The sequence below is a fragment of the Mesorhizobium sp. Arg314 genome, assembly GCF_053714275.1.
Map to the genome: position 1 here is coordinate 149868 of NZ_JBSKBP010000005.1, position 13198 is coordinate 163065.

At 64.3% G+C, this 13198-nt stretch carries 11 protein-coding genes; 3 read left to right on the forward strand and 8 right to left on the reverse strand.

Features of this window, described 5'->3' with window-relative positions; translation table 11 throughout:
• Window position 1: 1 nt before the first annotated feature.
• From pbfA to ACWGS9_RS07680, 5 genes are all read right to left on the reverse strand, one after another.
• On the reverse strand, window positions 2-1348 hold the full coding sequence (gene pbfA, locus ACWGS9_RS07660; protein ID WP_454504669.1) for a (R)-1-hydroxy-2-aminoethylphosphonate ammonia-lyase: 1347 nt from the start codon (window positions 1346-1348) through the stop codon (window positions 2-4).
• Window positions 1345-2463, reverse strand: a complete 1119-nt coding sequence (locus ACWGS9_RS07665) for a TIGR03364 family FAD-dependent oxidoreductase (RefSeq protein WP_454504670.1) — start codon at window positions 2461-2463, stop codon at window positions 1345-1347. Before ACWGS9_RS07665 ends, pbfA begins: the two co-directional genes overlap by 4 nt.
• Window positions 2464-2468: 5 nt before the next feature.
• Window positions 2469-3923 (reverse strand): phosphonoacetaldehyde dehydrogenase, encoded by a 1455-nt coding sequence (gene phnY, locus ACWGS9_RS07670; protein ID WP_454504671.1) that lies wholly within the window; start codon window positions 3921-3923, stop codon window positions 2469-2471.
• A 233-nt stretch (window positions 3924-4156) separates the two neighbouring features.
• A complete protein-coding gene (phnA, locus tag ACWGS9_RS07675) occupies window positions 4157-5413 on the reverse strand; it encodes a phosphonoacetate hydrolase (RefSeq protein WP_454504672.1) in 1257 nt (418 codons plus the stop codon).
• A 20-nt stretch (window positions 5414-5433) separates the two neighbouring features.
• Window positions 5434-6636 (reverse strand): 2-aminoethylphosphonate--pyruvate transaminase, encoded by a 1203-nt coding sequence (locus ACWGS9_RS07680; RefSeq protein ID WP_454504673.1) that lies wholly within the window; start codon window positions 6634-6636, stop codon window positions 5434-5436.
• Between the two features lie 150 nt (window positions 6637-6786).
• Between ACWGS9_RS07680 and ACWGS9_RS07685 the strand changes: the two genes are divergently transcribed.
• Window positions 6787-7656 carry a LysR substrate-binding domain-containing protein gene (locus ACWGS9_RS07685; RefSeq protein ID WP_454504674.1) on the forward strand — a complete coding sequence of 290 codons (870 nt, stop codon included), beginning with the start codon at window positions 6787-6789 and terminating at the stop codon, window positions 7654-7656.
• A gap of 84 nt (window positions 7657-7740) precedes the next feature.
• Here ACWGS9_RS07685 and fghA read toward each other — a convergent pair whose 3' ends face one another.
• Window positions 7741-8574 (reverse strand): S-formylglutathione hydrolase, encoded by an 834-nt coding sequence (fghA, locus tag ACWGS9_RS07690; RefSeq protein WP_454504675.1) that lies wholly within the window; start codon window positions 8572-8574, stop codon window positions 7741-7743.
• A 131-nt stretch (window positions 8575-8705) separates the two neighbouring features.
• The gene (locus ACWGS9_RS07695; RefSeq protein WP_454504752.1) at window positions 8706-9698 is read right to left on the reverse strand and encodes a GlxA family transcriptional regulator; all 993 of its coding nucleotides are present in this window, start codon (window positions 9696-9698) and stop codon (window positions 8706-8708) included.
• A 149-nt stretch (window positions 9699-9847) separates the two neighbouring features.
• On the opposite strand from ACWGS9_RS07695, the gene ACWGS9_RS07700 reads away from it, so the two are divergent.
• Both ACWGS9_RS07700 and ACWGS9_RS07705 read left to right on the forward strand, forming a co-directional pair.
• Window positions 9848-10396, forward strand: a complete 549-nt coding sequence (locus ACWGS9_RS07700; RefSeq protein WP_454504676.1) for a carboxymuconolactone decarboxylase family protein — start codon at window positions 9848-9850, stop codon at window positions 10394-10396.
• A 353-nt stretch (window positions 10397-10749) separates the two neighbouring features.
• On the forward strand, window positions 10750-12246 hold the full coding sequence (locus ACWGS9_RS07705) for an aldehyde dehydrogenase family protein (protein ID WP_454504677.1): 1497 nt from the start codon (window positions 10750-10752) through the stop codon (window positions 12244-12246).
• Between the two features lie 23 nt (window positions 12247-12269).
• Here the strand turns inward: ACWGS9_RS07705 and ACWGS9_RS07710 are convergent, their stop codons facing one another.
• Window positions 12270-13178 carry an intradiol ring-cleavage dioxygenase gene (locus tag ACWGS9_RS07710; RefSeq protein WP_454504678.1) on the reverse strand — a complete coding sequence of 303 codons (909 nt, stop codon included), beginning with the start codon at window positions 13176-13178 and terminating at the stop codon, window positions 12270-12272.
• Window positions 13179-13198 lie beyond the last annotated feature (20 nt).

Sequence of the window (13198 nt, forward strand, 5' to 3'; positions counted from 1 at the left end):
CTCAGGCCGCCAGCACGGCGGCCTCGACGATGTCGAGCGCATGGTCGAGATCGTCGCGCGAAATCACCAGCGGCGGCGACAGCGTCAGCACATTGCCCTGGCTGATCTTGAAGCTCAGCCCCTCGTCGAGACAGCGATAATAGATCCGCTCGGCGAGCGCATGCGCCGGAGCGCGGCTTGCCTTGTCCTCGACCATCTCGACGCCGAACATCAGCCCCCTGCCCCTGACGTCGCCGATGAAGGGCGAGCGCTGCATGAGGTCGTTCATGCGGGCGAGCGCATGGGCGCCAAGCTCGGCCGAGCGTTCGACGAGGCCTTCTTCGCGAATAGTGGCGATGGTGGTCAGCGCCGCGCGTGCGGTGACGGGATTCTTCTCATGCGTGTAGTGGCCGATCGCATAATCGCCGGCGACATCGAGGTCGCGCCGCGCGATCACCGAGGCGATCGGCAGCATGCCGCCGCCGAGCGATTTGCCGAGCACGATGATGTCTGGCGTCACCCCATCATGCTCGGAGGCGAAGAATTTTCCGGTCTTGCCGAGACCGGTCGGGATTTCGTCGAAGATCAGGAGCGTGCCATGCCGGTCGCAGGCTTCGCGCACCGCTTTCCAGAAGCCCGGCGCCGGCACCAGCGGCGTCGCGCGCATCGGCTCGGCGATGAAGGCGGCGAAGTCGCCTTCGCGTCCCAGCACGTAAGCGATCATGTTGGCGCAGGCGCGCGCCGACTCCTCCAGCGAATTGGTGCCGTAGGGACAATTGTGCGGCGCCCAGGGCGCGACATGCTCGGTGCCGGGCAGGAGCGGCCCGGCAATGCCGGAGCGGAACGTCGCCTCGCCGCCGACGCTGGAAGCACCGAAGCCGGCGCCGTGGAAAGCATCCCAGAACGACAGCGTCTTGAACCTGCCGGTCGCCGCGCGCGCCAATTTCAGCGACACCTCGATCGCGTCCGACCCACCTGTCGTGAACAGCACCTTGCCGAGGTCTCCCGGCGCCAGCCTGCCAAGCGTCTCGGCGAGCTCGACCGCCGGCTCGCAGGTGAAGCGACGCGGCGAGAACGGCAATTCGTCCATCTGCTTGCGGATGGCTTCCTTGAGGCGCGGATGGCCGTAGCCGATATGATGGACGCTGTTGCCGTGGAAATCCATGTAGCGGCGTCCGGCCGTGTCCTCGATCCAGATGCCTTCCGCCTTGGCGATCGCGGAGACACAGGGGCTGGAAAGGCTCTGGTGCAGGAAGGCGGCGGCGTCGCGCCGCAAAAGCTCCTGCGAGGGCGCGTGGCTCTGCCTGGCGCTCCATTCCTGTCGCGCGGCGGCCTTGTTGGATTCACCTTCGGTATGGACGAGCGTCATTGGCCGAACAACTCCACGATGGTCTCTTCGCCAAGCCCAAATCCGGTGCTGGCGCCGGTGCCGCTGGTGACGATCACCAGGCGCACATCTTCATGCGGAGTGTCGCGCAGCACGGCATTCTTCGCCGAAGCGTAGCTGCCGGTCCAGCGCGCAAGCACGTCCGGCACCGTACCGAACAATGTTTTGAACTCGTCGAGGATCAGCCGGTCGACAGCTTCCGATCCGAACGGATCGAGCGTGAGCCCATACTGATGGGAATCGCCGACCACCAGTGAACCGTCCGCGCTCTGCACGACGATCAGATGGACGCCGTTGGCCAACGCTGCGCCGCGCTGTTCGCCCAGCCTGCCTCGCAACGCGGCAGCTTCTGGCAAACCGGCGAAGCCGCCATAGCGCAAAAGGCTGAGATCGGACATCAGCGCCGACGAAAGCCGGAAGCCGGGATAAGCCAATCGAAGCATCTGCAACTTGCAGCGCTTCACGCCATGTTCGCTGAGGCGCCGCGGATAAAGGGAGCTGAAGTCATCGCCGGGACAGACGACGACTTTCTCCGCACGCAGGCGCCCCGCGCTTGTCTCCACGAAGGGCGGCGCGACATCGGTGACGGATATGCCGGTGCGAAATTCGACTGCAAATCTTTCGGCCAGGAAAGACGCCAGTCGAGGCAGCACTTCGCGCGATTCCACGCGCAATTCGAACGGGCTGAACAGCCCTCCGACGATCGCCTTTCCATTGAGGCTGCCCAGTTGCCCGACGGTCTCCCGCGGCGTCAGAAGCTTGCATTCCGCGCCGTGCTCACCGGCCTTGAACGACTCCAGCACGGCCAGCGCTTCCGGCCGCTGTGCCGCGATCAGTTTGCCGCGATGGAGGATTTCGATCCCCGCCTCGTTCGCAAGCTCGAGCCAGATCTTACGGCTGCGCTCCGCCAGGCGGCGCGACGGACCGGGCTCCTGCCCGGTGACGACGACGAGGCCAAAATTGCGGATGGAGGCGCCGTTCGCTTTCTGGTCGCGATCGATGACGACGACGCGCAAGCCGCGCCGCGCCGCGGCCAAGGCATGAGCCAGCCCGATGATGCCGGAGCCGACTACGGCAAGGTCGAAACTGTTCTTCACGGCACTTACCAAGGCAAGGAGAAGGTCTTGACGTTGGTGTAGCTCTTCATCGCCTCGATGACGCCTTCCTTGTAGCCGTTGCCGGAATCCTTGATGCCGCCGAACGGGCTCATTTCGATGCGGTATCCCGGCACTTCCCAGATGTTGACGGTGCCAACCTTGAGGCCGGTGATGTATTTCTGCATGCGGCGAAAATCGTTGGTGCAGACGCCCGACGACAGGCCGAAAGCCGTCGAGTTCGACAGCGCTATCAGCGCTTCGTCATCGTCCGGCGCGCGCACGATCGGCACGATCGGCCCAAAGGTTTCCTCCATCACCAGCTCGGACTGGTGCGGCACCCGGTCGACGACGATCGGCGGCAGCAACGCGCCCTTGCGGCCAGGATCGTAAAGCACCTCGGCGCCCTGCTCGGCCGCCATGTAGACGCGCTTCTCGAACAGCGCGGCCGCCTTCTCGTGCACCACGGTGCCGAGCTGCGTCGCCGGGTCGCGCGGGTCGCCGAATTTGATGGCCTTCGCCCGCTCCAGCACCATCGGCACGAAACGGTCGGCGACCCTTTCCTGCACCAGGATGCGTTTGACTGCCGTGCAGCGCTGGCCGGAATTCTTCGTGGCGCCGGCGACCGCGAGATCGGCAGCCTTGGCCAGATCCTCGTCCGACAGGTCGTTGAGCACTATCAGCGGATCGTTGCCGCCGAGCTCCAGCACCTGGCGCCTGTAGCCCGCCTTGGAGGCGATCATCTTGCCGACCGGCACGCCGCCGGTGAAGGTGATCAGGTCGATGTTCGGATTGGTGATCATCTCGTCGCCGATATCGGCCGGCCATCCGGTGACGACGGAAAGCATTTCCGGCGGCAGGCCGGCCTCGTAGAGGATGTCGGCCAGCATCAGCGCCGTGATCGGCGTCAGCTCGGTTGGCTTGACCACGACGCAGTTGTTGGTGGCGATCGCCGGCGCCACCTTGTGCGACACCATGTTGAGCGGATGGTTGAACGGGGTGATCGCCGAGATCGCGTTAAGCGGCTCGCGGGTGGTGAAGATTTTTCGCTGCTTGCCATGCGGAGTGAGGTCGCAGGAGAAAATCTCGCCGTCATCCTGGATGCACATCTGGCCGGCAAGCGTGAAGACGTCGAAGGCACGGCCGACTTCGTAGAGCGAATCCTGCTTGGAGATGCCGAGCTCCAGCGTGATGAGGTCGGACAGCTCGTCCTTGCGCGTGTTGAGCAGCTCGGCGGTCTTGAGCAGGATGCGCTGCCTTTCGTAGCGCGTCAGTTTCGGCTGATAACTGGCGGCGATCTCGAAGGCGCGCCGCGCATGCTCCGCCCCGCCCGCCGGCACCGTGCCGATAACGGTGTCGTTCCAGGGGAATCGCACTTCCAGCCTGCGCTCGGCGTCGACCTTGCGGCCGGCAATCCGCATCGGCTCGTGGCGGACTTTGATGGAGGGATCGAGTTGGGTCATCGGTTGGTTCCAGTCTTGGATACGTCGCGGGGTCGACCCCCACTCCGGCCCTTCGGGCCACCTCTCCCCCGATCGACGGGGGAGAGGAAATCAGTCGGCGTCGGCGCTCAGTCCTTCGCAGTCCAAAGCGCTGCGAAACCGACCGGGCGCCCTTCCTCTCCCCCGTCGATCGGGGGAGAGGTGCCGAGCGAAGCTCGGCGGAGTGGGGGTCGACTGCGCCCTCGACCTCAACCTCAACCCTGCGCCGCCGCCATCGTCGCATAGTAGAACGCGTCGAAATTGCGCAGCTTAGGCTCGTTCGGCAGGTCCGGCAGCACGCGGTTGACGATGAAGGGCACGGTCTGCTCAGTGAGTCCGCCATGCGAGCGCAGCGGCTCGTCGAGTGCGGCCAGATTGTGCCGGTGCTGCGAAGTGCCGATCGTCTTGTTCTCGCCGGAGATCAGGATGATGTCGCCCATGCGATCCTCGGGCAGTTCGAAGCGGGCGCAGCCCTCCTCGCGGCCGAGCACCAGGATGATGTCTTCCACCTTGCGCAGCTTTTCCATCACCGCCTCGCGGTCCGCGCCCTTGGGAAGGTAAGCGGTGGCGAGGGAACCCAGCGCGCCGTGATGCACGACGTAAGGGTCGGTGATCGGCAGGATCACCCTGGCCGCGTCCTTGCCCAGCCACTCGTCCAGCAGATCCTGGATATAGACGACATTCGGCGAGCCGTCGGCATGATGCTTCGGCTTCATGCCATGGTCGGCCGTTACCACGATCGCCGCGCCCAGCGCATCCAATTGCGTAAGATACTTGTCGAACATCTCGTAGAAGGCATTGGCCTGGGGCACGCCCGGCGCATATTTGTGCTGCACGTAGTCGGTCGTGGTAAGGTACATCACGTCCGGCCGGAATTCCTTCAGCAACTGCACCCCGGCGGCGAAGACGAACTCAGAAAGTTCCGCGGAATAGACCTCGGGCACGGCCAGGCCAAAATGCTTCGAGGCATTGTCGATCCCGTGCTCGGCTTTCGTCGTGGTGTCGGACCTCTCGGCCGAGAAGCACATGGCCCGGCCATCGTCGAACCTCAGCCCCTTGCCGAGCAGCGCGCGCAGCTTGTCCTTGGCCGTCACCACCGCGACCTTGGCGCCTGCATCGTAGAACGCCTGGAACACCGTCGGCGCGCGCAGGAACTTCGGGTCGTTCATCATCACCTCCTCGCCCGTCTCCGGGTTGTAGAGGTAGTTGCCGCATATACCGTGCACTGAAGGCGGCCGGCCGGTGGCGATCGACAGATTGTTAGGGTTGGTGAAGCTGGGGATCACCGAATGGGCGAAGCGCACCGTGCCCTTGTGCTTGATCCTTTCCAGCGCCGGCATCAGCCCGGTATGAATAGCCTCATCGAGATAGGCCGGCTCGCAGCCGTCGAGGCAGATGGCGATGGCCGGCACGCGCGGCCAGGCATAGGAACGGCCGTTGGCCGTGACGTTGACGGGAGACATCTGGTTCATCGTAGACCTCAAAAGACCCTTTAGGCGGCGAGCTTGGCGCGCTCGGCGATAGCGGCGGGAGACGGGGCGGCGGTGTCGACGCCCATTTCATTCAGCGACTGTGCGGCTGCCTCGACGACACGGCGCATGACATGCTCATCCATCTGGCCGATGCAGCCGATGCGGAAGGAGTCCACGACCGTGAGCTTGCCCGGATAGATGATGAATCCCTTGTCCTTCATCAGCTTGTAAAACCTGTCGAAGGCGAAGTTCGGATGCGCCGGGTTGAAGAAGGTGACGATGATCGGCGACAGCCAGCGATCCTTGAGCAACGTCTCGAAACCGAGCTCGCGCATCCCGGCCACCATGACGTCGCGGTTCAATCTGTAACGCGCGCCGCGCCCCGCAACACCGCCTTCGGCCTCATGCAGGCGCAACGCTTCGAGGAAGGCCGCGACGACATGCGTCGGCGGCGTGTAACGCCACTGTCCGGTCTTGTTCATGTTCGCCCATTGCGCATGGACGTCGAGCGACAGCGAATGGCTGCGCCCCTTGGCAGCCTCCAGTTCGCTCTTGCGGGCGATGACGAAGCCGAAACCCGGCACGCCCTCGATGCATTTGTTGGCCGACGAAACCATCGCCTCGTAGCGGATTTCGTTGACGTCGAGCGGGATGGCGCCGAACGCGCTCATGGAATCGATCAAAAGCTTGCGGCCGTTGGCATAGACCGCCTGCGATATCTCGGCGACCGGGTTGAGGATGCCGGAACTGGTCTCGCAATGGATGGCGATGACATGCGTGATTGCCGGATCGGCCTTCAGCGCCGCCGCCACCTCTTCGCCGCGCGGCGGCAGGTAGTCGCCCTTGTCGATCAGCGTGTAGGCACGGCCTATATACTGCATGGTCTGCTCGGCGCGCAGCCCGTAGGCACCGTTGGCAAGCACCAGCACCTTGCCGTCCTTGGGCACGAAGGAGCCGAGCATGGCCTCGACGCAGAAGGAGCCGCTGCCCTGCATCGGTACGCAGTCGAATTCGTCGCGGGCGTCGCCGGTGAGCGCCAGCAGGCGGCGGCGCAGATCGGCCGTCATCCCTCGGAAATCGCCGTCCCAGGAGCCCCAGTCGCGCAGCATCGCCTGCTTGACGGCATAGGATGTGGTGAGCGGGCCGGGCGTCAGCAGATAGGGTTCGCCCAGCGCCGGCGCATCCAACGGCTTTGTCGCCGCAAGTTTCATCTCAGCGAGCATGCCGCCCTCCCACTTCGAACCTGTCATTGAAATATGACTGTCATTCTCGGCGGTCCTCACGTATTTGTAAAATCGTTATTTTGTATTGATGTATCGATCTGATCGATGCTACCAGCTTGCCGCATAAACGCCGCTTCGGAGAGCACGAGCATGCGTTACGTGCAGCTTAGGGCATTTCACCAGGTCGCCATCTCAGGCGGCTTCTCGCGCGCGGCCGAAGCGTTGTTCCTCACCCAGCCCGCAATCTCGGACCAGGTGCGCAAGCTTGAGGAAGAGTACGACGTGCTTCTGTTCAACCGGAACAAGAAGCAGGTGACGCTGACCATGCAAGGCCAGAGGCTGCTCGAGATCACGCACCGCATGTTCGAAACCGAGCAGCAGGCACTCGAACTTCTGACGGAGTCGCGCGCGCTGCGCGCCGGCACGCTGCGTATCGTCGCCGACGCCGCGCACCATCTTCTCCACATCCTGGGCGCCTTTCGCGCCCGATATCCCGGTGTCCAGGTTTCGCTGCGTTCCGGCAACACCGACACGGTCATCAGCAGCCTCTATAGCTACGAGGCCGACATCGGCGTGCTTCCCGAAGTGCCGACGGGTCGCGATTTCGAGATGCTGAAGCTCAACTCGACCCCGATCATTGCCTTCGTGTCCGCCGACCACCCGCTGTCGGCGAAGAAATCGCTGACGCTGAAAGAGCTGGCGCAGGAGCCGCTGGTGATGCGCGAGCGCGGCTCGAAGACACGCAAGAAGCTTGAGGATCTTGCCGCGGCTTCGGATATCGAGCTCCGGCCTGCGATCGAGGCCGAAGGCCGCGAGGCGGTGCGCGAGATCGTCGCCTCCGGAGCAGGCGTCGGTTTCGTCTCGGCGGCCGAGTTCGGTCACGATTCGCGGTTGGCGCAGGTCGCGATCGATGCCCCTGAAACGCTGATGGATGAAGCGCTGATCTGTCTGCGCGAACGCAGCGGCGGCAAACTGGTGCGCGCCTTTCTCGACATGGCCCGTTCGATGTCAGGGGATTGAGCCTGATTCTTACGGAACCTGTTCAGCCCTGCGGATGCGACAGGACCGCGTCGGGCAACGCACTTCTTGGAGATACAGACAACGTCAACCAAGGTGGCGGGCATGCCACTTCAGATGATCGTCCATGAAGGTCGAGATGAAGTTGTAGGAATGGTCGTAGCCCTCCTGCATGCGCAAGGTCAGATCGATGCCTGCCGTCTTGCAGGCCTCTTCGAGCAACCATGGCCGAAGACCGTCCTGCAGGAAGCCATCCGCCGTGCCCTGGTCGACAAGGAATTCCGGGAAGCGCTTGCCGTCCTCGATCAAAAGCGTCGTGTCGTAGGCGCGCCAGCTTTTTTCGTCCGATCCGAGATACTTCTCGAAGGCCGGCCGCGACCAGCCGGCCGTCGAGGGTTGCACGATCGGCGCGAAAGCCGAGCAGCTTCGGTAGCGCTCCGGGTTCTTCAGCGCGATCGTCAGCGCGCCATGTCCGCCCATCGAATGGCCGAAGATGGCCTGGCGCGACATGTCGACCGGGAAGTTCGCGGCGACGAGCGCCGGCAATTCCTCGGTGAGGTAGGAGTACATGCGATAGTTCTTCGCAAAAGGCTGCTCGGTCGCATCGAGGTAGAAGCCGGCGCCGCAGCCGAACTGCCAATTGTCCTTCTCGTCGGGAACGTCGGCTCCGCGCGGGCTGGTATCGGGGCACACGATGACGAGCCCGAGCTCGGATGCCAGGCGCCGGTATTCGCCCTTGTCCATGACATTGGCATGCGTGCAGGTCAGGCCGGACAGGTACCACAGAACCGGCAAGTGCCCGTCCTTGGCCTGGGGCGGCACGAAGACGGCAAAGGTCATGTCGCAGGCGCAAACCTCGGAAGCATGCGCATAGACGCCCTGGATGCCGCCATGCGATTTGGAGATGGAAAGGACGTTCATCTATTATGCCTGTCGTCGGAAAATCCTGGGCCCGGCATAGCCGTCGGCGCCTGCGCCCGCAACCTGGCGCCTCATGAAACGAGACGGCTCGCGTCGAAGAATTCGTAATCCGCCGGTAACTCGCGCCCATTTCAGACCGTGAACCGGGAACGGTAGTCTTGCGGCTTGACGGCGAGCAGGCGCATGAAGCTGCGGCGCATTGTTTCCTCAGAGCCAAAGCCGCAACGCTGCGCGATACGCTTGACCGGCAGGCGCGTCTCCGACAGCTGACGCCGTGCCGCCTCCACTCGCAGCCGCTCGATGGCGCGGACCGGAGTTTGCCCCGTCGCCTCCGCGTAGTGGCGGCTGAAACTACGCTCGCTCATGCCTGCCTGGTCTGCCAGGGCCGAGAGCGAAAGATCGTCGCTGAGATGATTGTTGATCCAATCATGGAGCGCGCCGAACCTGTCGTCGGCGGCTTGCAAGGCCAGGGCGGCGCTGAACTGCGCCTGTCCGCCGGAGCGTTTGAGGAAAACAACCAAGTAGCGGGCCACGGCGAGCGCCATCGAGCGGCCGAGGTCTTCCTCCACCATCGCCAGCGCGAGATCGATGCCCGCCGTCACCCCGGCCGAGGTCCAGACCGGACCATCGCATATGAAGATCGGATCGGGCTCGACCAGCACGGCCGGAAAGCGCGCCGCCAGCCTGGCGCAATCCTTCCAATGGGTCACCGCGCGACGCCCGTCCAATAGCCCTGCGGCGGCAAGCAGGAATGCACCGGTGCAAACAGAGGCGACACGACGCGATTGCGTCGCCCGCCGCCGCAGCCAATCGACGAGCGCAGGGTTCGCGGCGGCCGCCTCCACCCCCTGCCCTCCGGCAACCAGCAGAGTATCCAGCGCGCCCCTGCTTTTGCCGAGCGCCGCCGCCGCCAGCGCCACGCCGGCCGAGGACATGACGCCTTGGTCGCCCTGCGTCACGAGCTTGAGCCGGTATGGCGGGGCGCCCCCGGCACTGGCAACGAAATCGTTGGCGGAGGCAAACACCTGAACCGGCCCGGTGACATCGAGCAACTGCACCGCCGGGAAAGTGAGCACTTCGATCACCCGGATCAGGTTTGGCGAGGAATGAGGGCGTCTTGGCATTTCCGCCAGATTATGCCCCGGCCGGGTTCGCTTTGTCCACCGCACCGCTTTGGCGAGAACCGAGGGTCTATTGGCGCTCCCGCCAACAGCCCCGTTCCTAGATAAGTCGCGGCGGATCACACGCGAACAACAACAAAAGGCATACTCCCATGACAAAATTTGCCGTTCACACCCTTGAAACCGCCCCTGAAGGCTCGAAGCCGGCGCTTCGCCAATTGCAGTCGGCTTTCGGCATGATCCCGAATATCGCCGGGGCCGTGTCGACCTCGCCGGTTCTGATCAACAGCCTCGTCGGTCTGTTCGGAAACGTACACGGCGGCAGCTTCACCGAAGCGCAGGTCCAGATCATTCTGCTCACCGACGCCGTGACCAACGCCTGCACATGGGCGGTCGCCTTCCACACGGCCCTGGCGCTCAAGGAAGGCATCGATCCGGCGGATGTCGAAGCGATTCGTGCCGGTCGTCTGCCGGCGGACGCAAGGTCGGCCGCGCTGTCGTATCTGGCGAAGACGATGATCGAAAAGCGCGGCCGGCTCAGCGACGAGGACGTCGATCGGTTCCTTGATGCCGGCTTCGGCAAGGATCACCTGCTCGAAGTCATCGCCGCGGTTGCCGCGTCTACGATCACCAACTACACCGGCAGCATCACGAAGCCCCCTCTGGAGGCTCCGTTCCAGCCGCACACCTGGCAAGGTTGAGACAACCAACGGAAGGTGGGCGGCGATCGTTCCGCTCACCGGCGCCCGGTCAGCCCGCCACGACCGGCGCGATCAGGCCCGAGCCAACCTACTGTAAACCGGGCACCCCCGGAAAGCTTCAGGCCGGTCGCGATCTCGTTGCAAAATATCCAGGAACCCGCTCGACGCCGGCCTGTCCCTGCACCGCGCCGAGCAGAGCGGCGAGGGCAGCTTGGCCCAAATGCCGCTTTCACCACTTCGACTGGGCAGCGGACGTTGCACGGTCCGATTATCCGAACGCCCTTTTAGCTTTCCTTGTTTGAGGTCGACCGCACCAGGAGTAATAGTCGCGTCGGAATTGCGAGGAGGAGACGATGACGCTGAACTTCGACCCAAGGGCGAAGGCCACCACGCTCTACCATGGCGAATTCCGGCCGATGTTCATCGGCGGCAAGTGGGTCGCGGCGCAGTCCGGTGAGGTGATGCAGGCGCTGAACCCGGCGACGGGCGAAGTGCTGGCGACAGTGCCGCGCGGCGCGGCCACCGATATCGACGCGGCGGTCGCCGCGGCGCGCGCGGCCTTCGAAGGCCCCTGGTCGAAATTCTCGCCTTACGAGCGGCAATGCGTGCTGCTCAGGATCGCCGACCTGTTCGAGACGCATTGGGAGGAGCTCAGCGTCTCCGACACGCTCGACATGGGGCTGCCGATCACGCGCACCTTGGCCAACCGGCGCCGCGTCATCGGCATGCTGCGCTTCTATGGCGGCATGGCGACAGCGCTGCATGGCGAGGCGATCGACAATTCCATTCCCGGCGAGATCGTCACCTTCACCCGGCGCGAGCCGGTCGGCGTCGTCGGCGCGATCATCCCCTGGAATGCGCCCACCGCCGCCTCGATCTGGAAGATCGCGCCGGCTCTGGCCACCGGCTGCACCATCGTGCTGAAGCCGTCGGAGGATGCGTCGCTGACGCCGCTGCTGATCGCGCGGCTGATGCAGGAGGCCGGCGTGCCCGACGGTGTCGTCAACATCGTCACCGGAACCGGCGCCGAGGCCGGCGTACGGCTTGCCGAACATCCGGATGTCAACAAGATCGTCTTCACCGGCTCGACGCTGACAGGCCAGGCGATCGCCCGTGCCGGTGTCACCAACCTAAAGCGCGTTTCGCTGGAGCTCGGCGGCAAGTCGCCGATCATCGTCTGCCGCGACGCCGATATCGACAAGGCCGTGCCTGTCGCGGCGATGGCGGTGTTCGTGCATTCGGGCCAGATCTGCATCGCCGGCTCGCGCCTGTTCGTGGCGCGCGAGATCCATGACGAGTTCGTGCGCCGGGTCGCCGAGTTCGCCGGCAAGCTGCGCATCGGCCACGGCATCGAGGCGGAGACGGAAATCGGGCCGTTGATCAACGCAAGGCAGGCCGGCAAGGTCGAAGCCTACATCAAGGCGGGCAGCGATGAGGGCGCCCGACTGGTTGCCGGCGGCTCGCGGCTTACGGGCGAGCTCTATGACGGCGGCAACTTTATCGCGCCGACCGTCTTCGGCGCGGTGTCGGACAAGATGACCATCGCGCGGGAAGAAATCTTCGGGCCGGTCATCTCGGCCATGCCCTTCGACACGCTGGATGAGGCCGTCGCGCGCGCCAACGCAACGCCCTACGGCCTGGCGGCAGGTATCTTCACCACCAATCTCGGCACCGCGCACAAGCTCGCGCGGCGCGTCAAGGCCGGCTCGGTCTGGGTCAACATGTACCACGCCATCGACCCGGCGGTGCCGTTCGGCGGCATGAAGATGTCCGGCTACGGCCGCGAAGGCGGCGCCGAGCATCTGCACGAGTATCTCGAGACGAAGTCGGTCTGGATCCAGACCGATTAAACGTCAGTCGACACCGCTGAAGTTCAAGTTCCGGCGGTCTTGGGAGCCAGGACGAAGTCCCACTCGACGGACCAGAAGGGGGCTTCGAAACCGAGCTCGCTCGCCTTTTCCCGATCGGTGACCTTGGTGAAATCGGCGATCAGCGAATCCTTCACGCCGAAGACGGCGTCTTCTGCAAGATAGCGGCAATCGGGCGCGAAGATGTGGGTGATGACGGGATCGTAACCCGGCGCGCTGACGATGTAGTGGACATGGGCCGCGCGGTTCGGATGACGCCCCAGCGCGGCAAGCATCTTTCCAACCGGCCCGTCGTCGGGGATCGGGTAGTAGCGCGGCTTGACCGAACGGTACCAGTACTCGCCCGTCGCGTCGGTGGTGAAGACTCCGCGCAGATTCCAGTCGGGCTGCACATCCTTCTGCTGGACATCGTAGAACCCGTCGTCATTGGTCTGCCAGACGTCGATCAGCGCGCCGGCGATCGGCTTGCCGGCCGTGTCGAGCACACGCCCGCGCACCACCATCGGCTCGCCCTTGCCGTCGAGGCAGATGTTCGCACCGTGCTCGTAGCGCGGAGCTTCGGGCACATAAAACGGGCCAAGGATGGTGTTTTCCGTGGCGCCGTTCGGGCGCCGGTGGTTGATGGCGTCGACGAGCATCGAAACGCCGAGCGTATCGGAAAGAAGGATGAACTCCTGCCGCCAGTCGGAGCACATCTTGCCGACCTCGGTGAGGAACTGAATACCTTGCAGCCACTCCTCACGCGTCGGCTCGATCTCCTTGACTGCGGCATGCAGGTGTTTCACCAGCACGCCCATGACCTGTCGCAGGCGCGGATCGACATCCGGTCCCATGCGCGCATTGACCACGTCGACCGAGGTCTTTTCCTCGAAATAGGGATATTTCGGTCGGGCAGCGTCCGAGGTGCCGGTCATGGCGATAACTCCTCCAGAGA